This is a genomic window from Sphingomonas endolithica, from assembly GCF_025231525.1.
Classification (GTDB): domain Bacteria; phylum Pseudomonadota; class Alphaproteobacteria; order Sphingomonadales; family Sphingomonadaceae; genus Sphingomonas; species Sphingomonas endolithica.
The window spans coordinates 199,435-222,685 of the sequence record NZ_CP103057.1; the positions used below are offsets into that span (position 1 = coordinate 199,435).

Genomic DNA, 23,251 nt, shown 5'->3' on the forward strand with positions numbered 1-23,251 from the left:
GCGGCCGTAGAGAAAGGCAGCGGCGATGCCAAGGGGAACGGGTGCAGTGCACCATCCGGGGACAGGCGCTCGCCGACTGAGGCGATCCGCGGTAAGGGCATGGCATGATCCCGCTCGATCCCCATCCCCGTCCGATCGACACCTTGGCCGGTCGCGGCGCCTCGCACGACGTTGCGCTGTTGGACAAGGCGGGCGCGCTCGATTTCCCCGGACTGGAGTTGCTGACCGGGCAGATCGCCGCGTGGCTGGCGGGGCTGGGACTTCGGCGAGGGGACCGCGTCGCATCGTGGCTGCCCAAGACGCGCACGGCATGCGTGTTGCCGATGGCAGCCCCCAGGGCCGGGTTGGTGCATGTGCCGATCAACCCGATGCTGAAGCGAGCGCAAGTGGCGCATATCCTGGCCGATAGCAGCGCGTCCGTAATGGTCACGCAGGAAGCGCGCGCTGCTTCGCTGGAGGTCGGGGACGTGCCGAGGAACTGCCGCCTGGTGCTGGAAGACGCCTTCGTCGCCACCGATGCCACGCCACCATCATCGGCCGAGCCGGAAGATCTCGCGGCGATCCTGTATACCTCTGGCTCGACCGGGCGACCGAAAGGCGTGATGCTGAGCCATGCCAATCTGTGGCTCGGCGCGATCTCGGTTGCGCGTTACCTGCACATCATGCCCGCAGACCGCGTGCTCGGCGTGCTGCCGCTCAGCTTCGACTATGGGCAGAACCAGACTTTTTCGACCTGGGCGGCGGGTGCCTGCTATGCCCCGCTGGATTACCTGACGCCGCGCGACGTGGTGAAGGCGGTGGACCGCATCGGCGCGACCACCTTGGCCGGCGTGCCGCCTTTGTGGGTGCAGTTGCTGGAGGCGACCTGGCCAGCGGAGACGGCCGCAAGGTTGCGGCGTCTGACCAATTCGGGCGGTGCGCTGACTCCGCGGCTGATCGTCGGGCTGCGTGAGCGCTTCCCGGTCGCCGATATCTACCCGATGTACGGACTGACCGAGGCGTTCCGCTCGACTTATCTGCCGCCTTCTTTGGTCGATGCGCATCCCGACGTCATGGGGAAGGCCATCCCCTTCGCCGAAGTGATGGTCACCCGCTCCGATGGATCGCGCGCCGCGCCGGGCGAGGCGGGGGAACTCGTCCATGCCGGCCCGCTGGTGGCGCAAGGCTATTGGCAGGATGAGGAGCGCACGGCGCTGCGCTTTCGCGACGCGCCGGCCTGGGCGGAGTCGAGCGGCAAGGCCGTATGGTCGGGCGACACGGTAATCGAGGGCGAAGACGGCCTGTTCCGCTTCGTCGGTCGCGAGGACGAGATGATCAAGTCGGCCGGCAACCGCATCAGCCCGACGGAGATCGAGGAGGCGGTGCTGGCGGGCGGCGAGGTGGCGGAGGCGGTGGCTCTCGGCATCAACGACGAGCGGTTGGGGCAGGCGATCGTCGTGGTTGCGCGCGGCGATGGTTCGGTCGAGCCGGCGCTGCGCGAGCGGCTACGGCGCGAGCTACCGAGCTTCATGCAGCCCAGCCGCTATGAATGGCGGGAGAGCTTGCCACACAATGCAAACGGCAAGCTGGATCGTGCTGTATTGAAAGGCGAATTTACGTGACCGCAAAGCCGATGGGAGCGATCCCCGACGACTTCGGATCAGCGCAGCCGCTGCCGATCGCCGGGCGCTCGGCTGAGGAGTGGGCGATGACGCATGACACGCCGTTGTTCGTGTACGATCTCGACATCGTGCGAGCCCGCATCACGGCGCTGCGGGCAGTGCTGCCGGGCATCGACCTGCATTATGCGATCAAGGCCAACCCCCTGCCGGCGATGGTGGCGGCGGTGGGATCGATGGTCGACGGGCTGGACGTGGCATCGGGCGGGGAACTGGCTGTCGCGCTCGACATGAAGCCGGGACAAGCGATCAGCTTCGCCGGGCCGGGCAAGAAGGACTGGGAGTTGGAGGCGGCGATCCGAGCAGGTGCGACGATCAACCTCGAGTCTCCCGGCGAGTGCGTGCGTGCCTTGGCGGCAGGCGAGCGGCTAGGCATCACGCCCCGCCTCGCCGTACGTGTAAATCCCGATTTCGAACTACGCGGATCGGGTATGAAGATGGGTGGCCGTGCCTCACCGTTCGGGATAGATGCGGCGGAAGCGCCGGGCGTGGTGGCGATGTTGCGAGCGGCGGGCGCCGACTGGCGCGGCTGGCACATCTTTGCCGGATCGCAATCGCTCGACACGGCGGGGATCATCGAGACGCAGGCGGCGACCGTTGCGCTGGCGGCGCAATTATCGGCGACCGTCGGAGCGACCCCGCCGCTGGTGAACCTCGGGGGCGGTTTCGGCATCCCGTACTTTTCCGGCGACAGGGGCATCGATTTGCCAGCCATCGGCGGCGCACTGGCGTCAGTTCTCGGGGAGCGCCCGGAGCCGCTGGCCAATACGCGCTTCGCGATCGAATTGGGGCGGTACATGGTCGGTGAGTGCGGCGTGTATCTCACCCGCGTGATCGAACGGAAGGAAAGCCGGGGGGAGACGTTCTTGGTGGTCGATGGTGGCATGCACCATCAACTCGCCGCCTCGGGCAATTTCGGGACGGTGATCAAGCGCAACTATCCCGTGGCGGTTGCGACGGCGAGGGCAGGGGCGCCGAGCGAGACGGTCAGCGTGGTCGGCTGTCTATGCACCCCGCTCGATCGGCTGGCGGATCGCGTGACGCTGCCAATCGCCGGGCCGGGTGACGTCATCGCCGTGTTCATGGCCGGCGCTTATGGGCTGTCGGCCAGCCCGCACGGCTTTCTTGGCCATCCCGTGCCGGCAGAGGTGGTTGCCAATCAACCAGGTCAAACCCCGTCTGCGTCGTTCCTAACGTAATTTTTACCGGACTGGCCGCATAGCCCGACCTTAGCCGCAAACCGCCGGAGGATCATTCCGGCGATCGAACCGCGGCAGGAGGTTTGTGCGATGCTTGGTGGTACCGGTTTCAAGGCGCTGTCGCTATTGGCAATGGCCAATCTGGTCTCTGGCTGCATGAGCGGCGGCGGCCGGGCCGAATTGCCGCCGGCAAGCTTCGTCTCGACGCAGGAGAAGCCGGGCGAGGAATATATCATCGGCCCGCTCGACGAGCTCAACATCTTCGTGTGGCGCAACCCCGAACTGTCGGCGAAGGTCCAGGTGCGCCCCGACGGCCGCATCACCACGCCGCTGATCAGCGATATGCCCGCGACCGGCAAGACGCCCGCGATGCTAGCCGACGACATGAAGATCGCGCTTGGCGAATATATCAAGGACCCGATCGTCTCGGTGATCGTCGAGAACTTCTCCGGCACGTTCAGCCAGCAGGTGCGCATCGTCGGCGCGACGGAGAAGCCAGCCTCGATCCCTTACCGCGCGAACATGACCCTGCTCGACGCAATGATCTCGGTCGGCGGGCTCAGCCAATATGCCGCCGGCAATAAGGCGCGGCTGGTGCGCTACGACCGGGCGACGGGCAAGCAGGTGGAATACAATGTCCGCCTCTCCAGCCTGCTGAAGAACGGCGATTCGCGCGCCAACGTGCGGCTGGAGCCGGGCGACGTGATCATCATCCCGGAAAGCATGTTCTAAATGAACGGTCTCTACGACGAACTGCGGCTGGCGCTGCATGCGATCTGGACGCGACGCTGGCTGGCGCTCGCGGTCGCATGGGGGATCGCGATCCTCGGCTGGCTGATCGTGTCACAGATTCCCAGCAGCTACGAATCGCGCGCGCGCGTGTTCGTGCAGATGCAGACGATCCTGCCCTCGAAGGTCGGCATCACCGCGCTCGACCAGCAGAAGGATGTCGATCGCATCCGACAGACCCTGACCTCCGCGGTCAATCTCGAAAAGGTCGTGCGCGGCACCGATCTCGCCAATACAGTGCAGACTGATCGCGACGTTGCGGACCGCGTTGCGGGCTTGCAGAAGGCGATCACCGTAACCGCGCAGCAGGACAATCTGTTCGAGATCGTCGCCAAGGGTTCGAGCCCGAAGATCTCGCGCTCGGTGGTGCAGAAGCTGATCGACATCTTCGTCGAGGAGAACCTTGCCGGCGATCGCGACGAGACGAGCCAGACGCTGCGCTTCCTCGACGCACAGCTCGAGCAGCGGCAGAAGCAGCTGCAGGACGCCGAGACAAAACGCACCGACTTCCAGAACCGCTATATGGGCTCGCTGCCCGGCACTGGATCGCTGACCGACCGCATGGGCACGGCGCGGTCGCAGATGGCGCAGGTCGAGAGCGATCTCGCCGCCGCGCAATCCAGCCTAGCGGCGGTGAACGGTCAGATGGCGGGCACGCCGCAGAGCGTGGCCGGTATGGGCGGTACGTCTTCCGCGGGGCCGGCGCGCGCTCGTCTTGCGGCGATTCAGGGCCAGATCGCCGAGGCGCGCGGTCGCGGCTATACCGACAATCATCCCGACATGGTGGCCCTGCGTGGGCAGCTGGCGGCGGCGACTGCGGCGGCACGCGGCGAGCCGCTGGTCGGGGGCGGGGCAGGCGGGGGATCGCCCAACCCGCTCTACCTGTCGCTGCGATCGATGCAGGCCGATAAGCAATCGCAGGTCGCTGCGCTGACGATGCGCAAGTCGCAGCTGCAGAACGATCTCGACACGATCAACTCCAAGCTGTCGGCCGATCCCGAGGTCGCCGCGCAGCAGAGCGAGATCGAGCGTAACTATGCCGTGCTGAAGGACCAGTACGACAAGATGCTGGCCGATCGCGAAGACATCAAGCTGCGCGGCCAGGCTCAGACGCAGACCGACGCGATCAAGTTCAGCGTGATCGATCCGCCGACCAGCCCACGCGTGCCGAGTGCCCCCAATCGCCCCTTGCTGCTGACCGGTGTGCTCTTCGCGGCGATTCTCGGCGGCATCGGTGCGGCGTTCGCGATGGGGCAATTGAAGATGACCTTCGCGACGGCAGGACGGCTCGAAAGGGCCACCGGCCTGCCGGTTATCGGCGCGATTGGCGAGATGGTGACGGTAGCGCAGACAACTGCACGGCGCCGCAAGCTCGCTTATTTCGGCGGCGGATCGGCGGCATTGGTCGTCGCCTATGTGGCGCTTCTCGGCGTTGAGATGGTCTCACGGGGAATTGCGGCATGACCGAGATGGGCAAGGTGCGGCCTTCGCTGCTCGAACGGGCCGCTGAGGTGTATGATTTCGACGCTCATTTACGTGGCCGCGGCGCGCCGCTGCCCGAGCCCGAACTGGTGCTGCAGCCCGAGCAGGTCGCTCCAACGGCGCCGGCAGCGGCAGTTGATGCGCCACCTGCCGCGCCGCCGCGCGTCGGCAGCCCGGTAGCCGCAATCGACCGTGGCATGCTGGCGGACAAGGGTTTGCTGGTGCCGGGCGCGACAATCGACGCTCTCGTGGAGGAATTCCGCCAGGTAAAGCGGCAGCTGCTGATCACCGCGCGCGTTCTGCGCACGCAGGATGCAGCAAAGGCACGCACAATCCTAGTGTGCTCGGCCAATGCCGGGGAGGGCAAGACTTATTGCGCGGTCAATCTCGCTATCTCGCTAGCGGCGGAGCGCGATAACAACGTGCTGCTGGTCGATGCCGACTTTGCCAAGCCGGACGTGATGGGACGATTGGGGCTCCACGAGGGGCTGGGGCTGCTCGATGCGCTGGCGGCCCCCGTGCTCGACGTCGAACGCTTCATCGTCGATACCGATATTCCGCAGCTTAGCCTTCTGCCCGCGGGTACCAAGTCGAACACCGACACAGAATTGCTCTCCAGCGCGCGAACGCACGAACTGATCGCGGCGCTGCTTGCCGCCGACCCGCAGCGCATCGTGATCTTCGATTCGCCACCCGCGCTCGCCGCCTCGCCGGCGTCGGTGCTCGCCGGGCTGATGGGGCAGGTGATGCTGGTCGTGCGCGCTGACCGTACCGGGGAGAGCGATCTGCGCGAGGCGGTCGCCGAACTTGACGGCTGCGAGCACATCCAGCTGGTGCTCAATTCGGTTTCCTATGCGCCGGGCGGGCGTCGCTACGGCAGCTATTATCCACAGGAAGACGCAAGATGATGCGCTCGACGACCTTTGCGGTGCTGGCGGGCGGCATCGTCGTGCTTGGGGCGACCCCCGCGTCCGCACGCGATCGCCGCGCGCAGGTAACCCCTTATATCGAGCTCGGCCAGGTGCTCACCGCAGATCTGCAATCGGGCGACGTGCTGACCTACAGCACGGCATCGGCCGGGATCGACGCCTCGATCCAAAGCCGCAATGCCGAGGTGCAGATCAGCTATCGCTACGAACGGCGCTTCAGCTGGGACAAGGATGTCGGCGATGACGACATCCACAGCGGTTTGGCGCGGGCGGCGGTGAAGGTCGCGCCGGGGATCAGCATCGAGGGCGGGGCGCTGGCGACCCGTGCCAGGTCCGACATCCGCGGCGCGGCACCAGCCGTTCTGGCGGGTAACGTGCAGAACACTAGCCAGGTCTATGCAGCTTATGCCGGCCCGACTGTCTCGACGAATGTCGGCCCGGCAAGTGTCGGTGCCAGCTATCGCTTCGGCTACACCAAGGTCGAGGAACCGAGCAACACCGCGCTGCCGCCCGGTAGCCGCCGGCTCGACAATTTCGACGAATCGGCCGGGCACCAGCTTCAGGCCTCGATCAGCACCGCGGCGGGCACCGTCCTGCCGGTCGGCGTGACGGTGAGCGGCGCCTACGAGCGCGAGAATGCCAGCCAGCTGAAGCAGCGCTACGAGGGAACCTATGGTCGCGGCGATGCCGTGCTGCCGGTATCCCCGACGCTCGCGGTGCGGGCGGGCGTGGGCTACGAGAAGATCAAGGTCAGCCAGAAGGATCCGGTGCTGGATGCAGGCGGCGTGCCGGTAGTCGACCGCAATGGGCGGTACGTCACCAACAACGCTTCACCGCGGCGGATCGCGTACGAGACCGACGGGCTGATCTACGATGCCGGGCTGGTGTGGAAGCCGAGCACGCGCACGACGGTGGAGGGCCGGGTCGGCAAGCGCTATGGCGGCACGACCTATACCGGCTCGATCAGCTATGCGGCGAGCCGCTCGATCGGCGTCCAGGTCGGCGTGTATGACAGCGTGGACACATTCGGACGGCAGCTGCGCGACGGCATAGCCAGCCTGCCGGCGAGCTTCATCGACCAGCGCGACGCCTTCGGCCAGCAATTCTCCGGCTGCACGTTCGGTCAATCGAACGAACAGGCGGGCGGCTGCCTGAACAGCGTGTTCCAGTCAATTTCGACCGCCAGCTACCGCGCACGCGGGATCGATGCAGTGATCAGCGCCAATCGCGGGCCGGTGAGCTTCGGTGTAGGCGCGGGCTATGCGAAACGGCGGCTGTACGCGCCGCAGGGTACGACCTACACGGTCTATGGCGTGACGGACGAGAGCTATTACGCGCAGGCATTCTTCAATGCCACGCTCGACGCCAATTCCGGCGTCGACGCCAACGTGTTCGCCAATTATTACCAGAGCGGCATCGAGGTGGCGCCCGGCGTCTATTCGGTCGGGGCCACCGGGCTCTACTACCGCAATTTTGGGCGGATCGGGACGACGGTATCAGCGGGCATCTACAATTTTAGCCAGGAAGGGCTGGACGATCAGACCTCCGCGCAGGCGCAAGTCGGGGTGCGCTACAGCTTCTAGAGTGGCGTCTACCCTTCGCTCCTGGCCCGCCTCCATCGGTGAACGATCGGTTAACCCATTGCGATTACACATGCCGAGGTGACTATATCCTATGCGCGTGCAAGGTGACGACGATGTACGATGACCATTATGGGTTGAGCGGCCGCCCGTTTCAGCTGACGCCGGACCCCCGTTTCTGGTTCGACACCGCCACGCATCGCAAGGCGATGGCCTATCTGGGCTACGGCCTGAGCCAGGGCGAAGGCTTCATCGTGATCACCGGTGACATCGGCGCTGGCAAGACCACCTTGGTCGGCCATTTGATGGAGACGATCGATCGCGAGCGTCTGCACGTAATCAAGATCGTCTCGACGCAGATCGAGGCGGATGATCTCCTGCGGCTGGTCGCCGGCGGCCTGGACGTGGAGGCTGGCGGCCTGAGCAAGGCGCAACTGCTGACCATGATTGAGCGCGGGCTGCATGCCATGGCCCGCGCCGGGCGGCGGACGCTGCTGATCGTAGACGAGGCACAGGCATTGCCGGTCGCGTCGCTCGAGGAATTGCGCATGCTGTCCAATTTTCAAGCCAGCGGGCATGCGCTGCTGCAGATCTTCCTGCTCGGCCAGCCGGAGTTCCGCGAACGCTTGCACGGATCGGATCGGCTGGAGCAATTGCGCCAGCGAGTCATCGCCATGCACCATCTCGATCCGATGGGCCCGGAAGAGGTCGAGCCGTACATGCTGCACCGGCTGAACGTGGTCGGCTGGCAGGGCAATCCTCATTTCACGCCCGATGCGTACCGCGCCATGTATGACGGGTCGGACGGCGTGCCGCGTCGGCTGAACCAATTGGCCGGACGCGTGATGCTGTTCGGGTCGATCGAGCAACTCGACGTGATCGACGGCGATTCGGTGGAGGCGGTGATCGCCGATATTGCTGGTGACGTGCCGATGCCGCGCAACGCGGCCGCGCCCAGCGAGTCACCGATTCTGGTACCGATGACGGCGTCAGCAACTGTTGCGGAACCGATCCCTGAACCTGATCCCGCCGCCATCGAGCCTATGCGGGAAGAAAAGATGGCGGCTGCCGCGTCGGTCGAGCCACTGCGCCCGCTGCCGATCTTCCATGTGCCGCCACCCACCGAGCCGCTACCGATCCGCTCGGCGCGCCAGATCGACGTGCCGATCGTTGAAGCAAGGACGATGGAGCCGCCGGCCAACGATCTCCTGATCGAAGAGCTTGCCGAAGATCCGGTGATCGAGACGGTGCCCGTTACGGCGCTGCCCGAAGCATTGGCACCTGAGACGGACCCAGAGAACGACGCCCTAGCGCAGCGCATCGCGTTGCTGGAAGGCCGCATTGAGGAGCAGGAGGCGGCGTTGCGGCGCGTGCTAACGCTGCTGGTCGATTGGGTCGAGGGTGAAGCTGCCCCGGACGCCGTATCGCTGCGGTATGCGGCGGCGCATTGATCATGCGCCATGCGCTCACCGTCGATGTCGAGGATTGGTTCCAGGTTGGCGCGTTCGAGCAGGTCATCGACAAGGCGGACTGGAATTCGCTCGAAAGCCGGGTGGAACGCAATACTGACGCAGTCTTGGCCTTGTTCGCCGAGAGTGGCGTCACGGCGACCTTCTTCACGCTGGGCTGGGTGGCACGACGCTTTCCCGCCTTGATGCGCCGGATCGTCGCCGGCGGCCACGAACTGGCGAGCCACGGTTGGGACCACCAGCGCGTTTTCACCATGGACCCGGCCATGTTCCGCGCCGACCTCGCCAAGGCGCGCCAGGTGCTGGAGGATGCTGGCGGCGTCGCGGTGACGGGGTATCGCGCACCGAGCTTCTCGATCGATACCCGCACGCCTTGGGCGCACGCCGAATTGGCGGCGGCAGGCTATACCTATTCGTCCAGCGTCGCTCCGATCCGTCACGACCATTACGGTTGGCCCGAAGCCCCGCGCTATGCCTTTCGGCCGCTCGCCGACTCGCCGCTTGTCGAAGTGCCGGTGACGGTCGCCGACCTGCCCGGGCGCCGGATGGCGACCGGGGGCGGCTTCTTCCGCCTTTTGCCGGCCGGGCTGATGAACTTTGCCGTGCGCCAGGTGACGGGTGATGGCCGTCCCGCGGTGTTCTATTTCCACCCCTGGGAGATCGATCCGGGCCAGCCGCGTGTCCGCGCTGCGCCACTGCGCTCCAGGCTGCGGCATTACAGTCGTCTGGGAGCAATGGCGGGGAAGCTGCGCACGTTGATCGCGAGCCATGAATGGGGTCGGATGGACGAGGTAGTGGCACGGGCCGTGGTGTCGCTGCCGATCACACCCCGGCCCATGGCGGAGGCGGACAGGCGGGCAGCATGACGATGCCGCTCCTGACGAGATCGGTAGCGTTGCGCTCGGTCGATCTCGACGCGGCAGAGCAGCATGCGCGGATCACCGCCTGGGTGCGGGCGCATCCGAGGGGAACCCCGTTTCATCTCCCCGCATGGAGCCTGGCCGTGGCGCGGGCATGCCGCCAGCGGTGCCATACGCTTATCGCCGAGCAGGGCGATGGATCGATCGCCGGATTGTTGCCGCTGACCGAGCTTTCCTCACCTTTGTTCGGCCGCGCCTTGGTCTCGAACGGCTTTGCGGTGGATGGTGGCATCCTGGCGGATGACCCAGGCGTGGTCCGCGCTTTGGGTGAGGAGGGTTGGCGACTGGCGCAGAACCTGCGCTGCCCGACGCTCGAATTGCGCGGCGGACCCGCCGAAGGCCCGGAGTGGCATCGCGACGACGCGACCTATCTCGGCTTCTCGCGCCCGCTGGCCGCGGATGATGAGGCCGAACTGCTCGCGATCCCGCGCAAGCAGCGCGCCGAGGTGCGCAAGAGCCTGGCCGCCGATCTCGCCGTCTCTGTCGGGCGCTCGGAGGCGGATCGCAGGGCACATTACGCCGTCTATGCCGAGTCGGTGCGCAATCTCGGCACGCCGGTGTTCCCGGCGCGGCTGTTCCGCGAGGTGCTGGAGGCGTTTGGGGGGGATGTCGACATCCTTACCGTACGGTCGAGCGGCAAAGCCGTGGCGAGCGTGCTGAGCCTGTATTTCAACGGAACCGTTTATCCCTATTGGGGCGGCGGTATCGATGCGGCGCGGGGCTTGCGCGCCAATGATCGGATGTATTTTGCGCTGATGGCGCACGCCCGCCAGCGCGGCTGTGGACGGTTTGATTTCGGACGTTCAAAGGCAGGAACGGGTCCGGCGGCGTTCAAGAAGAACTGGGGCTTCGAGCCGCGCCCGCTTGCTTATGCCAAGCGCACCGCGCCGGGGCAGGCGCCGCGCGAGATCAATCCGCTGAACCCGCGTTACGAGGCCAAGATCGCGCTGTGGAAGAAACTGCCGCTCTGGGCTGCAAACCTGATCGGCCCGCCGATCGCGCGCGGCCTCGGCTGATGGGCGATATCCTGTTCCTGGCACACCGAGTGCCGTATCCCCCTGATCGGGGCGATAAGATCCGTGGGTTCAACATCCTGAACTTCCTGGCGGCGCGGCGACGCGTACACCTGATCGCGTTCGCTGACGACCCCAAGGACCTGCAACATGACGCCGCACTGGCACTATTTGCCGATAGCCGGTCGGTCGTGCGGCGCAGCAAATCACGGACAGTGGCCGCAGTGCAGGCGCTGCTGCGACGCAAGCCCGTATCGCTCACCGCGTTCGACGATGCGCAGGTGCACGCGGCGGTGGCAGCGATGCTCGAGCGCGAGGATATCGAAGCGATTTACGTCTTCTCCGGCCAGATGGCGCAGTATCTACCTTGGGATGCCAAACCCCGGGTGATCATGGATTTCGTTGACATGGATTCGGCCAAGTTCGCCGCCTATGGCGCCGGTGCCCGCGGGCCAAAGGTCTGGATGATGCGCCGTGAAGCGCGCTTGCTGGGCTCGTTCGAACGCGACGTCGCGGCGCGCGTTGATGCAAGCCTGTTCGTCAGCGAGTCCGAAGCCGCTTTGTTTCGCCAGGCAACGGGGGTCAGCCAAGTGTTTGCGGTGGAGAACGGCGTAGATACTGCGTTCTTCGATCCGTCTGCGGCGTTCGATCGGCCCGCCAAGACCGGGCCCTTGATCGTTTTCACGGGGCAGATGGATTACGCGCCGAATGTTGAAGCCGTGCGATGGTTTGCGGGAACGATCTTCCCAATCATCCTAACAGGTAATCCCGATGCCCGTTTCACCATCGTCGGCCGTGCGCCGACCGACGCGGTGACGGCATTGGGGGCGCTGCCCGGCGTTTGCGTGACCGGCGAAGTCGCCGACGTGCGCGGCTGGCTGTCGGCCGCCTCGGTCGTTGTCGCGCCGCTGAAGCTTGCGCGCGGAGTGCAGAACAAGGTGCTGGAAGCCATGGCGATGGCCCGCCCGGTGGTCGCATCCGAGGCCGCCGCCGAGGGTATCGACCATGGCGGCACGATCCGGGTTGGCGCGACCGCCGACGAGATCGCGGCGGAGATCAGCGCGCTGCTCGCCGATGCGCATGCGGCGGAGCGCCTCGGTCATGCCGCGCGGGCGCGGGTGCAGCAACGCTATAGCTGGGCAGCGCGTCTGGCACCGCTGGAGACAATTATGGGCGTCGGCGCAGCACCGCCGCTGGCGGAGCGTTCGGCAGCATGACAATCGCCTATTCGCAAAGCGCTTTCTCCACCCGCGGGCTAGACACCGCATGGCGGCAGCAACTGACCTTGCTTGGGGCGGTGGCGATTGTCCTGATCGTGCTGTTCCGTCGCGACGCCGGCGATCTTGCCCATATCTGGTGGACCAGCACGACCTTCGGGCACTGCCTGTTCATCGCACCGGTGATCGGGTGGCTGGTGTGGCAGCGTCGTGCGCAGCTCGCCGAGCTGACGCCCGTCGCCTGGTGGCCGGGGCTGCTGCTGGTGTTCGCCGGTGGCTTCGGCTGGCTATTGGGTGATGCTGCGAGCGTGGCGCTGGCGCGGCATCTGGGGTTGGTGATGATGCTGCAAGGTGCCGTCCTCACATTGCTGGGCCCGAACGTCGCGCGCGGGGTGCTGTTTCCGCTTTGCTACGCCGTCTTCCTGGTCCCGTTCGGCGAGGATCTCGAAGGCCCGCTGCAGACGCTGACCGTCGAGATGACGATGCCGCTGCTCCATCTGTTCGGCGTGCCGGCGCAGGTGGATGGCGTGCTGATCACCATCCCCAACGGCTATTTCGAAGTGGCGGAGGCCTGTTCGGGCGCGAAGTTCGTCATCGCGATGGTCGCTTACGGCACGTTGGTCGCCAATGTATGTTTCGTGTCGTGGGGCAGGCGCGCTGCCTTCATGGCAATGGCGCTTGTCGTCCCGATCATCGCCAACGGCCTGCGCGCCTTCGGTACCATCTATGCCGCACACCTGACCTCGGTCGAGCGCGCGACCGGCATGGACCACATTGTCTATGGATGGGTGTTCTTCGGGCTTGTGATGGCGGCGGTGATCGCGATTGGCTGGCGCTGGTTCGATCGCGCGCCGGATGACGCCGTGTTCGACCCCGCCCGGCTACAGGCCAGTCCCAAGCGGCGCATCGATCCGCTGCTGGCGGGTGCGCTGATCCTGACGGTTGCGGCGGCGTCCCCGGCATGGTCGGCAGCGATCGCCGGTCGCGCGCAAGTGCTGCCGGACACGATCAGCCTGCCCCGAGTGCCCGGCTGGCACCGCGGCGCGCTGAGCACGCGCGCGCCCTGGTCGCCGTATTATCCGGGGGCGGATCACTACTTGATCGGCCGCTACGTAGATGCGGGCGGCAACGCGGTCGATCTGGCGCTGGCCGTCTATGGCAGCCAGCATGAAGGCAAGGAACTGGTGTCGTTCGGCACCGGCGCATTGCGTGAGGACGATGTCTGGGTGCGGATCGACAATCTGCCCGATCTCGCGGGCGGTGCAGCGATGCGGATCACCGCGCCGGGGCCGACCGAGCGGCAGGTAGTGACGTGGTACCGCGTCGGGGATGTCCTGACGCACAACGACCGTCGCGTGAAGATAGAGACCCTGCGCGCCAAGCTGTTTGGTGGCACGCAGCGGGCGGTGGCGGTGCATATCTCCGCCGAGGTGCGCCCGGGGGTGGACACGCGCATGGTGCTGATGCGCTTCCTGGCCGCATTAGGGCCGATCGAGACCCTGGCGGATCGCGCGGCTGGGATGCCTGCTCCTTAGTCCGTCACCCTGAACTTGTTTCGGGGGCCAGACGGGGTCATGAGCCAAATAGACGTGGTCCGTGGATCATCTGACCGCGCCTGGATCCCGAAACGAGTTCGGGGTGACGATGCCTTTCAAGGCGAGATCGGGATACCTATCGAATGTGCGGCATTGCCGGTCTCTATTATCCCGCCACGCCCAAACCGGTGGATCCGCACCGCATCCGCGCGATGGCGGATGCGGTGGCGCATCGCGGGCCGGATGGGGCAGGAGTGTGGACCGCCCCCGGCGTCGGATTGGGGCATCGGCGCCTGTCGATCATCGACGTCGCCGGATCGCCGCAGCCGATGGGGAGCGCCGATGGCGCGCTGACCGTCAGCTTCAACGGTGAGATTTATAATTTCGCCGCGTTGCGTGCCGAGTTGCAGGCGCTCGGGGCGGTGTTCGTCACTTCGGGCGATACCGAGGTGCTACTGCATGGCTGGGCCCATTGGGGACCGGCGATGCTCGATCGGCTAAACGGCATGTTCGCCTTTGCGCTGCACGATGCGCGGCGCCAGTGCGTGTTCCTCGCACGTGACCGGCTGGGCGTGAAGCCGCTGCATTATGCCGAACTGTCGGATGGCGGCGTGGCATTCGCGTCCGAGCTGAAAGGCCTGCTGGCGCATCCACTGCTCAGGCGCGAACCGGACATCCGCGCGGTCGAGGACTATATGGCGTACGGCTATGTGCCGGACGACGCGTGTATCGTATCGGGAGTCAGGAAGCTGGCGGCCGGCCATTCGCTGCTGATCGAGCGCGGCAAGGCGGTGCCGGCGCCGTCGCGCTGGTGGGGCGTGGATTTCTCGCGACGAGCCACCGGGTCGGCCAAGGCGCTGGAGGAGGAACTGGTCGCGCTGATGCGCGAGGCAGTGCGATCGCGCATGGTGTCGGACGTGCCGCTGGGGACATTCCTGTCGGGAGGGGTCGACAGCTCGACGGTCGTCGCGTTCATGGCCGAGGCATCGTCCAAGGCGGTAAAGACCTGCACGATCGGGTTCGACGAGGCGGGACATGACGAGCGCGGCTATGCCGCACAGGTCGCGGCCCGCTTCGCCACCGATCACCGCGAGCGCGTGGTTGCCGCGGACGATTTTGCGCTGATAGACACGTTGGTTGCGGCGTTCGACGAACCGTTCGCCGATGCCTCCGCGCTTGCCACCTATCGCGTATGTGAACTGGCGCGTGAGGACGTTACCGTCGCGCTGTCGGGGGATGGGGCGGACGAGGCGATGGCGGGGTATCGCCGTTACAAGTTCCAGCATGCCGAGGAGCGGATCCGCGGGCTGCTGCCGCCGGGCATGCGCGCAAGGCTGTTCGGGACGCTCGGGCGATTCTACCCCAAGGCCGACTGGGCGCCGCAGTCGCTGCGCGCCAAGACGACCTTGCTTGCGCTTGGTGAAGATGGGGCGGAGGCATATGCTCGGGCGGTCGGGGTGACCACGCCCGAGCAGCGCGCGTTGCTGTTCTCCGACGGCGCCAAACGCGCGTTGAACGGGCACCGCGCAGAGGATCGCTATGTGCGATCGATGCGCGATGCGCCGGCGCGAGATGCGATCGATCGGGCGCAATATGCCGATTTCCAGCATTGGCTGCCGGGCGACATCCTGACCAAGACCGATCGCACCAGCATGGCGGTCGGCCTTGAGGCGCGCGAGCCGCTGCTGGATTATCGCTTGGTGGAATTCGCCGCCAGTCTGCCGGTGTCGATGCGGCTGCGGGGCGGGCAGGGCAAGTGGCTGATGAAGAAGGCGATGGAGCGCTATCTGCCAAGCGACATTCTGTATCGTCGCAAGATGGGCTTCGTGACCCCGGTCAGCGCCTGGTTCCGCGGCGCGCTGGCCGACGACGCGGCGGGGCTCGCCAAATCGCGAGTGCTGGCCAATTGGTTCGATCCGCGCGCTATCGCCACGCTCGCTGCCGACCACCGCGCCGGACGTGCCGAGCATGGGCGGACCTTGTGGCAGCTCGTGATGTTGGAGCGATCGATGCAGCGCATGTTCGGCTAAAGCATAATGACTTTACACGAACGGATGGGATGAACCAATAAGAGGTACGGAAGCTCTGTGGTCAGAACACCGCGATTGCCGCGTGCAGCGTCAGCGCAGCCAGCGCAAGCGATGAACCCAGGAACAGCACGAAGCGCATCGACACCTTGTTGACCGTAGCCTGCCAGATGCTGTGGGCTATTCGGAGTGCGACATAGGCCCAGGCGATCCAGGCATTTGCGCCGTCGCCCGTCCCGCTCAGCGCGATCACGCCGCACACCGCATAGAATAGCGTCGGCTGCTCCATCAGGTGGTTGTAATTGTGCGCCTTCCACTGGACCTTGCGTGGCAGCCCCTTGTCGGCGTCCGCCGCCTTGGTGCCGACCAGTCGACTGAGGTCGATGCCGGACGCTTTCATGGCCGGCATGCGGGTCGCTAGCATCCACAGCAGCATGATCAACGTCCAGGCGATCAGGACGACGACCGGCCTCAATATCTCGCTTTGCATCTCGTCCCCCAACTAAGCTCGCGCAGGCTGCCCGATGGCTCAGCAAACGGCAATGGTGAAGAGGAATTCACCACTGTCATCGTTGCGTCATCAAACCCTAACTTCCCGTTTACTGTCGTGCCCCTAGGTCCGGCGCATGATGTTCGATCCTGCCGCGCTGATTACCGCCATATCGCAGCCTGCGCTTGGCACCGGCGTCGGCCGCCACGTCACGGTCGAGCAGGGCGCACCGTTGTCCGCTGTGGTCGATCTGTTCCGTCGCTACCCCAACATGCGCTCCCTGCCGGTCGTAGCTTCCGGCGGCGAGCCGCGTGGAATCATCCGCGAACTGGATGTGCGCAGCATCCTGTTCAATCCCTATGGTCACGCGCTGATGCAGAACCCCAGCATTGGCGGATCGCTACACACACTCGTCCGGGATTGCCCCTGCGCCGACGAGCAGCAACCGATTGAGCGATTGCTCGAAGTTTATGCGGCAGCCGGCGGTGACGATGGGCTGATCCTGACGCGCTCCGGAAAATTCCACGAGATCATTGACCATCGCGATTATGTACGGCTGGCGGCCGAGCGCGATGCCAACGTCGCGCGCGATCGGGTCGCACGGGCGGAGCGGCTGGATGTTGCCAGTCGTGCATTCACGGCCGACATCTCGGCATTGTCCGCCGAGCTCAGCGGTGTCTCGGCAAAGGTACGGCAGGTTGCACGCCAGCTTGCGACGCGCGCCGTCGATACGTCCGGGGAAGCGGCATCGGTTGCCATTGCCGCCGGTCAGACGGCGGCCGCGCTCAGGGATATCTCGCGCGGCGGACGTGGGCTGGAAACATCCCTGGATCGCATCGCCGAGGAAAGTAAGCACGCCCGCCGGATCCGTGGCGAGGCGCAGGGCGCGGTCGGCACGGCGGGCGCCCGCATGGCGGCGCTCACCACCACCGCCAGTGCGATCGACAATATGCTCGCGCTGATCCAGAGCATCGCGGCCAAGACCAATCTTCTCGCGCTGAATGCGGGGATCGAAGCGGCGCGTGCAGGCGCCGCCGGGCGCGGCTTTGCCGTCGTCGCCAACGAAGTGAAAGCGCTGGCATCACAGACGAGCGTCGCGGCACGCGATATCGCGCGCCATGTCGGCGAGGTGCACAACGTGCTCGATCATGTCGTCGATGGACATCGTGGGATCGAACAGGCGATCGCCGCGATTGCCGAGATTTCGCTGTCGATCGATATCGCGCTTGATCAGCAGCATGAGGCAACCCGCATCATCGCCGCCAGCGTCGATCAATCGGTCGAGGCAGGCGCCGACATGGGTACCCGCATTCGCCAGATCAGCGACGGCGCAGCGGCGATTGGTGGCGACGCCGATGTGCTCGACGCAATGTCGCAAACGTTAGCCGGCTCTGCGAGCCGGCTGCACCAGCGGGCGGCGACCTTCGTCGAGGTCGCCGCCGCGGCGTGATCAGTCGAAGCTGGCGCCCCAGCGACGCCTGACGCGGTCCTTCCACAGGCCGCGATGATAGGCGTCCGACGCCAGCAGCGGCATCACGCTGCCGGCCTCTGCAAACACCATCTGCTCGATCCCGGTGTTGACCTTGCCCCACGATGCCGCTTCCTGCAGCGTCGAGGACGAGCAAGCCCCGTCGCGCACGTCGGCTACGGTGATCTGCACCGCGTACTTATGCACCTGGACGTCGTCATGACCCAGGATCTCGGCGCAAACCACCGTGTCCTGGATGAAGTTCTTCGGCACACCGCCGCCGATCATCAGCAGGCCGGTGACGCCCGCCTTGATCTTGATCTCGGTCAGCTCGCGGAAATCGGCGATCGCATCGAGCACCATGTACGGCTTGCCGGCTTTTACCGCATCGACCTGATGCTTGACCAGACCAAAGCCGGCCGAGCTATCGACGAATGCCGGGCAGAAGATCGGCACGTCATGCTCGTAAGCGAGCTTGACCAGGCTGTTCTCCTTCTTGCCATGTTCGACCAGATACTTGCCCATCTCGCGGATGAACTCACGGCTCGAATAGGGCCGGGGCTCGAGCGTCTCGGCGATCTCGAAGATCGTGTGGTCGACGTGCTGGAGCTGCTCCTCGTCGATGTACGTGTCGTAGATTCGATCGATCAGCAGCGAGCGCAGCGTGTCGTCGTCCGGCACTTCCAGCGCCTGGTAATGCTTGTGGCCGAGGCCCTCGAAGAAATCCATGTCGACGATCGTCGCGCCAGTGGCGACGATGCCGTCAATCATGTTGTTGCGCAGCAGCTCGGCATACAGGTCCATGCAGCCGCCGGCAGAGGTTGATCCGGCGATGACCAGGAAGATCGAGCAATCCTTGTCGGCCAGCATCTGGTTGTAGATGTCGGTCGCGCGGCCGAGATCGCGGCTGGTGAAGCTCATCTTCTTCATCGCGTCCACGATGGGGCGCGCGTCGAAGCTGGTGATGTCGATATGCTCGACCTGGGTCGAGAGCAGTTCGGCCTTGCGGTTGGTGGCAAGAGGTTCGGTCATGGAGAGACTCCGATAGTCAGCCGCCGTCGTTCGAAGGGGACGCGGAAACCCAAGCAGCAACGAGGCGCCCGAAGGCACCCCGTCGCAATCTCATGTGGATCGTTCGTTACAGGGTGACGACGTTCGAGGCGACCTCATCGTCGGCCTCGACGTACAGCGACACCATCGGTTCGTCGTGCATGATCACCGTCTCGTCCGAGCCGAAGCCGTTGAACGCGGTGCGCATCGCGCTGCCGTAAGCGCCGAGCATGCCGATCTCGATATAATCGCCGGCCTTGGTGTCGGCGGGCAGCATGAACGGCCCGACCATATGGTCCATGTCGTCGCAGGTCGGCCCGTAGAAGCTGAACGGCATCGGCTTGGCCCGGCTGTCCGGCTCCCGCAGCAGCTCGACCGGGAAGCGCCAGCCGATATGCGCCGCATCGAACAGCGCGCCATACGCGCCATCATTGATGTACAGTTCGTCGCCGCGGCGCCGTTCGACGCGCACGATGATCGAGCTGTATTCGGCGCACAAGGCACGGCCCGGTTCGGCCCACAATTCGGACGAATAGCTGACCGGCAGCGACTCGAACGCACGGTGGATCGTCTCGAAATAGCGCTCGAGCGGGGGCGGCTCCATGCCCGGATAGGACGAGGGGAAGCCGCCGCCGACATCGATCACGTCGACGGTCACCGCCGCCTCGACGATCGCCGCACGGACGCGCTCCAGCGCGCTGCTATATGCCTCCGGCGTCATCGCCTGCGAACCGACATGGAAGCAGATGCCGAGCGCATCCGCGGCCTGGCGCGCAGCGAACAGCAGCTCCTTGGCCTCATGCGGGGCCGCGCCGAACTTGGAGGCGAGGCTCAGCATCGAATGTTCCGACGATACGCGCAGGCGCACGCACAATGTCAGGTCCTCGGCATGCCGCGTGGCAAGCTGGATCTTCTCCAGCTCTTCCAGCGAATCGAGGCTGAACGTGCGGCAGCCATGCGTGAAATACGCTTCTTCGATCGCCTCCGCGGCCTTCACCGGGTGCATGAAACACAGCGTGGCATCCGGCAGCGTGCGCGCGACGAGCCGAACCTCGGCGATCGAGGCCACGTCGTAATGCGTGATACCATTATCCCACAGGACCCGAAGCAGGTCCGGCGATGGGTTGGCCTTTACGGCATATAGCGAGCGCCCCGGAAACTTCTCCACGAAGAATCGAGCTGCGCGCGCCGCGGCGTGCGGGCGAATCAGGGTCACCGGCTGGACCGGCTTAGTGTTGGCGATCTCGCCGACCGAGCGGGACACGGTCGAATGGGTGGTCGCTAACCCCAGCGCGTTATGATGCTTGTGCAATTCAAGGGACCTCCAATGTCCGTAGACAAGTTCACGAAACACTGCCTTGCGGTTGGAAGTCCCATGGGGCAGCGGAAGGGCGAAATAGGGTCCGCTTCTTTGGATGTAAAGCGGTATCAGACCCCGGGAGACAGAAAGTGACATTTATAAGACAGCCGACGCGGGCCGGGGTGCGGGATGCTGCCGCCAAGATCGCCGGGGTGGTGCCGCCAACGCCATTGTTCGTATCGCAAATCAATAGCTTAGCCGTCGCTTTCAAGTGCGAATGTCTGCAGCCGATGGGCGCGTTCAAGCTGCGCGGGGCGTGGCACCGGCTGACCGCGATCGACCCGGAAGCGCGGGGTAAAGGGGTGGTTGCCTTCTCCTCCGGCAACCATGCGCAGGGGATCGCCTGGGCAGCCAAGCGGCTGGGCATGCCGGCCCTGATCGTCATGCCTGCCGATGCCCCGGAATCAAAGCGCGCAGGCACGCTGGCGCTGGGCGCGGAGATCGTCAGCTATGACCGCCTGAGCGAAAGCCGCGAATCGATCGCGGCCGGTTTGGCGGAGGCACGCGGCGCCGTGCTGGTGCCGAGCTTCGACGATCCCTGGGTGATCGAAGGGCAGGGCAGTGCCGGGATAGAGGCCGCGGCGCAGATGGAAGCATTGGGGCTGGGGCCGGTCGCGCAGGTGGTGGTGCCGTGTGGTGGCGGCGGACTGGCGGCAGGCATCGCGTTGGCACTGCCGGAGGCCGGGATCATGGTGGTGGAGCCCGAAGGCTGGGACGATATGCGCCGATCGCTCGAAGCGGGTTGGATCGAGGAAGTCGGACCCAACCCGCCGAAGACGGCGTGCGATGCGCTGCAGACGCTGCGTGTGTCGCCGCTGACCTTCGACGTCCTGGCGCGGCGCGATTCGCGTGGGGTGGCGGTAAGCGAGGAGGAGATCCGCCGCGCGCAACGCTGGGCGGCGGATAAGCTGCGGCTGGTGGTCGAGCCGGGGGGCGCGGTCGCGCTGGCGGCGTTGCTTGCGGGCAAGGTGGAAGCGACGGCGGGAACGCTGGTGCTGCTATCGGGCGGCAATGTCGATCGTGTGGCATATGGCCGGGTACTGGCCGGCGAGAACTGACGCACTGGTTTTCGTCATGCTCCCCCCCGGCAGGGGAGAGTCGGGCGAAGCCTGACGGTGGGGGATGTAAGAGCCACCGCTGTTTCGCATCCTCCCCCTCCGTCACCTTCGGTGACACCTCCCCCTGGCGGGGGAGGATTAGCATTCGTTGGCGTCGATCCGTTGCGACGGACGGTTCTCGACTTACCCCCAAACGTGACGCTAGGGGCGTGCCATGAACACCGAAACGCTGACCGGAATCGGTGCCGCGGCGCCTGCCATTGCCATGTTGGGTGCGTTCGCCTGCGTGGGCGGCGGCGTGTACCTTTTAGTCAAGCGGCGCGACCGGACCAAAGGCGTGTTGATGCTGGTCATGGCCATCGTGCTTTTCGCCAATGTGTTGATCTGGACCGCGGGCCGCTAGCACCGGCTGCCCCCGGCTTCGCCTAAGGAAGGGTAAGGATATGAACCGCATTTCGACATGGCGCTCGGCGTCGTTGATACTTGGCCTTACGCTTGCAGGCACGGCGCACGCCCAGGTCGATCTCGGCGCGCCGGCGCCCCCCGCCGATGCCGCCGCCGACCCGGCACCGGCGGCCGCGACCAATACCCAGAAGAGCTCAACGCAGACGCAGCAGCGCCGCATCGACCCGCATCGGATGCGCGATATTTCCCCCTCGGCGCTGGTAGGCGACACGCAGAGCACGCCGCCACCGGGGCTGATCAGCGATTGGCAACAGATCCGCACCCGCCTGGGCGAACGCGGCATCGGCGTGTCGGCGCGCTATGCCTCGGAAAGCGGCTACAATGTCGCCGGCGGCGAGCGGAAGCTGTTCCGCGAGACCGGACAGTTCGATGTCGGCGTGCTGCTCGATCTCGACAAGGTCGCCGGGATGGAGGGGGGCGCGTTCCAGGCGACCGTCACCTGGCGGCGTGGCCAGGACTTGACCAGCGACGCCGGGCTCGGCGCGCTACAGCAGGTACAGGAAGTCTATGGCCGCGGGCAGACCGTGCGGCTGACGCAGTTCTGGTACGAACAGACGATCGGCCCGAACGTCGAGATCAAGCTCGGCCGCACCAATCCGGGCGAGGATTTCGCGGTGTTCTCCTGCCACTTCCAGAACCTCAGCTTCTGCGGGTCGCAGCCGGGCAATCTGGTCGGCGATTATTGGTATAACTGGCCGGTCAGCCAGTGGGGCGCACGCCTGCATGTCGATATCAAGGACAGCTTCTACGTCCAGACCGCCGCCTATGAGATCAACCCGCGCAACCTGAACACCAATTTCTTCGTCGGCCACTTCAAGGGCGCGACCGGCGTGCTGATTCCGATCGAGGCTGGATGGGCGAAGGGCGGCGATGACGGGCATGTCGGATCGTACAAGTTCGGCGGCTGGATCGGCACGGCGGACGGCGGCGATGTGCTGCTCGACCGTAATCGCCGGCCGGTCGTGATCACTGGCGTCGCCCCGCTCCGGCATTCGAGCCGCTACGGCGTCTATGCGACCGTGCAGCAGCAGCTGACGGGCACGTCGAAGGACGGCAAGTCGATGTCCGGGCTCGGCATGTTCGCCAACGTGACGCAGGCCGATCGCGCCACTTCCGTCACCGACAACCAGGTGTCGCTCGGATTGTTCTACAAGGGGCTGAACCGGCATGTGCCGGGCGACGTGCTGGGGCTGGCGGTCGCGCGCACCAACGTCAACGGCCGTGCGGCGGCGGGCGACCGGGCATTGGGCGACGTGCCGGTGCGCGATGCGGAATATGCCGCCGAACTCTATTACGGCATCCAGCCGACGGCCTGGCTCGACCTGCAGCCAAACGTGCAGGTCATCCACCATCCAGGCGGCGTGCGTTCGGCCAAGGACGTTGCCGTCATCGGGCTGAAAGCGGCGATCACGCTGTGATCCAAATCCTTCTCCCTTTGGGAGAAGGTGGCGCGTAGCGCCGGATGAGGGTGATCGGGCAAATCGTCGCCCTCACCCATCCGCGGTACGCGCTCCCTCTCTCTCCCGATGGGAGAGGGAATTC

19 protein-coding genes are annotated in these 23,251 nt (G+C 65.6%); 16 read left to right on the plus strand and 3 right to left on the minus strand.

Annotation, left to right across the window (positions count from 1 at the left end; translation table 11 throughout):
• Positions 1-104: 104 nt before the first annotated feature.
• From NV382_RS00995 to NV382_RS01050, 12 genes are all read left to right on the plus strand, one after another.
• On the plus strand, positions 105-1,601 hold the full coding sequence (locus NV382_RS00995; protein ID WP_260598697.1) for an AMP-binding protein: 1,497 nt from the start codon (positions 105-107) through the stop codon (positions 1,599-1,601).
• A gap of 11 nt (positions 1,602-1,612) precedes the next feature.
• Positions 1,613-2,857 carry a pyridoxal-dependent decarboxylase, exosortase A system-associated gene (locus tag NV382_RS01000; protein WP_260600513.1) on the plus strand — a complete coding sequence of 415 codons (1,245 nt, stop codon included), beginning with the start codon at positions 1,613-1,615 and terminating at the stop codon, positions 2,855-2,857.
• A 90-nt stretch (positions 2,858-2,947) separates the two neighbouring features.
• On the plus strand, positions 2,948-3,589 hold the full coding sequence (locus tag NV382_RS01005; RefSeq protein WP_418066733.1) for an XrtA/PEP-CTERM system exopolysaccharide export protein: 642 nt from the start codon (positions 2,948-2,950) through the stop codon (positions 3,587-3,589).
• Positions 3,590-5,110, plus strand: coding sequence for an XrtA system polysaccharide chain length determinant (locus NV382_RS01010; RefSeq protein ID WP_260598698.1), 1,521 nt, complete (start codon positions 3,590-3,592; stop codon positions 5,108-5,110). It begins immediately after the preceding gene.
• Entirely contained in the window at positions 5,107-6,036 is a 930-nt protein-coding gene (locus tag NV382_RS01015; protein ID WP_260598699.1) for an AAA family ATPase, read from the plus strand. The genes NV382_RS01010 and NV382_RS01015 overlap by 4 nt, the downstream gene beginning before the upstream one ends.
• Positions 6,033-7,640 (plus strand): hypothetical protein, encoded by a 1,608-nt coding sequence (locus NV382_RS01020; protein WP_260598700.1) that lies wholly within the window; start codon positions 6,033-6,035, stop codon positions 7,638-7,640. Before NV382_RS01015 ends, NV382_RS01020 begins: the two co-directional genes overlap by 4 nt.
• A gap of 113 nt (positions 7,641-7,753) precedes the next feature.
• A complete protein-coding gene (locus tag NV382_RS01025) occupies positions 7,754-9,088 on the plus strand; it encodes an AAA family ATPase (protein WP_260598701.1) in 1,335 nt (444 codons plus the stop codon).
• Positions 9,089-9,090: 2 nt separating this feature from the next.
• Positions 9,091-9,972 carry an XrtA system polysaccharide deacetylase gene (locus NV382_RS01030; protein ID WP_260598702.1) on the plus strand — a complete coding sequence of 294 codons (882 nt, stop codon included), beginning with the start codon at positions 9,091-9,093 and terminating at the stop codon, positions 9,970-9,972.
• Entirely contained in the window at positions 9,969-11,042 is a 1,074-nt protein-coding gene (locus tag NV382_RS01035) for a FemAB family XrtA/PEP-CTERM system-associated protein (protein ID WP_260598703.1), read from the plus strand. The genes NV382_RS01030 and NV382_RS01035 overlap by 4 nt, the downstream gene beginning before the upstream one ends.
• Positions 11,042-12,256 (plus strand): TIGR03087 family PEP-CTERM/XrtA system glycosyltransferase, encoded by a 1,215-nt coding sequence (locus NV382_RS01040; protein WP_260598704.1) that lies wholly within the window; start codon positions 11,042-11,044, stop codon positions 12,254-12,256. The genes NV382_RS01035 and NV382_RS01040 overlap by 1 nt, the downstream gene beginning before the upstream one ends.
• The gene (gene xrtA / locus NV382_RS01045; protein WP_260598705.1) at positions 12,253-13,791 is read left to right on the plus strand and encodes an exosortase A; all 1,539 of its coding nucleotides are present in this window, start codon (positions 12,253-12,255) and stop codon (positions 13,789-13,791) included. Before NV382_RS01040 ends, xrtA begins: the two co-directional genes overlap by 4 nt.
• Before the next feature lie 143 nt (positions 13,792-13,934).
• On the plus strand, positions 13,935-15,821 hold the full coding sequence (locus NV382_RS01050) for an XrtA/PEP-CTERM system amidotransferase (RefSeq protein WP_260598706.1): 1,887 nt from the start codon (positions 13,935-13,937) through the stop codon (positions 15,819-15,821).
• Positions 15,822-15,882: 61 nt separating this feature from the next.
• On the opposite strand, the gene NV382_RS01055 is transcribed toward NV382_RS01050, so the two are convergent.
• Complete coding sequence (locus NV382_RS01055; RefSeq protein ID WP_260598707.1) at positions 15,883-16,308, minus strand: MAPEG family protein; 426 nt, start codon at positions 16,306-16,308, stop codon at positions 15,883-15,885.
• A 136-nt stretch (positions 16,309-16,444) separates the two neighbouring features.
• Here NV382_RS01055 and NV382_RS01060 point away from each other — a divergent pair, with 136 nt between their 5' ends.
• Positions 16,445-17,758 (plus strand): methyl-accepting chemotaxis protein, encoded by a 1,314-nt coding sequence (locus NV382_RS01060; protein WP_260598708.1) that lies wholly within the window; start codon positions 16,445-16,447, stop codon positions 17,756-17,758.
• On the opposite strand, the gene NV382_RS01065 is transcribed toward NV382_RS01060, so the two are convergent.
• Together NV382_RS01065 and NV382_RS01070 are read right to left on the minus strand one after the other, a co-directional pair.
• Complete coding sequence (locus tag NV382_RS01065) at positions 17,759-18,808, minus strand: 1,9-bis(guanidino)-5-aza-nonane synthase (protein WP_260598709.1); 1,050 nt, start codon at positions 18,806-18,808, stop codon at positions 17,759-17,761.
• Positions 18,809-18,914: 106 nt separating this feature from the next.
• Positions 18,915-20,138: a type III PLP-dependent enzyme gene (locus NV382_RS01070; RefSeq protein WP_260598710.1), complete on the minus strand. Its 1,224-nt coding sequence runs from the start codon at positions 20,136-20,138 to the stop codon at positions 18,915-18,917.
• Positions 20,139-20,275: 137 nt separating this feature from the next.
• On the opposite strand from NV382_RS01070, the gene NV382_RS01075 reads away from it, so the two are divergent.
• The 3 genes from NV382_RS01075 to NV382_RS01085 all read left to right on the plus strand — a co-directional run bounded on the left by NV382_RS01075 (position 20,276) and on the right by NV382_RS01085 (position 23,127).
• Positions 20,276-21,244, plus strand: coding sequence for a threonine ammonia-lyase (locus tag NV382_RS01075; protein WP_260598711.1), 969 nt, complete (start codon positions 20,276-20,278; stop codon positions 21,242-21,244).
• Positions 21,245-21,458: 214 nt separating this feature from the next.
• Entirely contained in the window at positions 21,459-21,647 is a 189-nt protein-coding gene (locus NV382_RS01080; protein ID WP_260598712.1) for an LPXTG cell wall anchor domain-containing protein, read from the plus strand.
• A gap of 40 nt (positions 21,648-21,687) precedes the next feature.
• On the plus strand, positions 21,688-23,127 hold the full coding sequence (locus tag NV382_RS01085) for a carbohydrate porin (protein ID WP_260598713.1): 1,440 nt from the start codon (positions 21,688-21,690) through the stop codon (positions 23,125-23,127).
• Positions 23,128-23,251: the final 124 nt, after the last annotated feature.

What these genes read in the sequence shown, in the direction of transcription:
- NV382_RS00995 (WP_260598697.1), top strand. Translation starts at nt 105, where the DNA reads ATGATCCCGCTCGATCCCCATCCCCGTCCGATCGACACCTTGGCCGGT.
- NV382_RS01000 (WP_260600513.1), top strand. Translation starts at nt 1,613, where the DNA reads ATGGGAGCGATCCCCGACGACTTCGGATCAGCGCAGCCGCTGCCGATC.
- NV382_RS01005 (WP_418066733.1), top strand. Translation starts at nt 2,948, where the DNA reads ATGCTTGGTGGTACCGGTTTCAAGGCGCTGTCGCTATTGGCAATGGCC.
- NV382_RS01010 (WP_260598698.1), top strand. Translation starts at nt 3,590, where the DNA reads ATGAACGGTCTCTACGACGAACTGCGGCTGGCGCTGCATGCGATCTGG.
- NV382_RS01015 (WP_260598699.1), top strand. Translation starts at nt 5,107, where the DNA reads ATGACCGAGATGGGCAAGGTGCGGCCTTCGCTGCTCGAACGGGCCGCT.
- NV382_RS01020 (WP_260598700.1), top strand. Translation starts at nt 6,033, where the DNA reads ATGATGCGCTCGACGACCTTTGCGGTGCTGGCGGGCGGCATCGTCGTG.
- NV382_RS01025 (WP_260598701.1), top strand. Translation starts at nt 7,754, where the DNA reads ATGTACGATGACCATTATGGGTTGAGCGGCCGCCCGTTTCAGCTGACG.
- NV382_RS01030 (WP_260598702.1), top strand. Translation starts at nt 9,091, where the DNA reads ATGCGCCATGCGCTCACCGTCGATGTCGAGGATTGGTTCCAGGTTGGC.
- NV382_RS01035 (WP_260598703.1), top strand. Translation starts at nt 9,969, where the DNA reads ATGACGATGCCGCTCCTGACGAGATCGGTAGCGTTGCGCTCGGTCGAT.
- NV382_RS01040 (WP_260598704.1), top strand. Translation starts at nt 11,042, where the DNA reads ATGGGCGATATCCTGTTCCTGGCACACCGAGTGCCGTATCCCCCTGAT.
- xrtA (WP_260598705.1), top strand. Translation starts at nt 12,253, where the DNA reads ATGACAATCGCCTATTCGCAAAGCGCTTTCTCCACCCGCGGGCTAGAC.
- NV382_RS01050 (WP_260598706.1), top strand. Translation starts at nt 13,935, where the DNA reads ATGTGCGGCATTGCCGGTCTCTATTATCCCGCCACGCCCAAACCGGTG.
- NV382_RS01055 (WP_260598707.1), bottom strand. Translation starts at nt 16,308, where the DNA reads ATGCAAAGCGAGATATTGAGGCCGGTCGTCGTCCTGATCGCCTGGACG.
- NV382_RS01060 (WP_260598708.1), top strand. Translation starts at nt 16,445, where the DNA reads ATGATGTTCGATCCTGCCGCGCTGATTACCGCCATATCGCAGCCTGCG.
- NV382_RS01065 (WP_260598709.1), bottom strand. Translation starts at nt 18,808, where the DNA reads ATGACCGAACCTCTTGCCACCAACCGCAAGGCCGAACTGCTCTCGACC.
- NV382_RS01080 (WP_260598712.1), top strand. Translation starts at nt 21,459, where the DNA reads ATGAACACCGAAACGCTGACCGGAATCGGTGCCGCGGCGCCTGCCATT.
- NV382_RS01085 (WP_260598713.1), top strand. Translation starts at nt 21,688, where the DNA reads ATGAACCGCATTTCGACATGGCGCTCGGCGTCGTTGATACTTGGCCTT.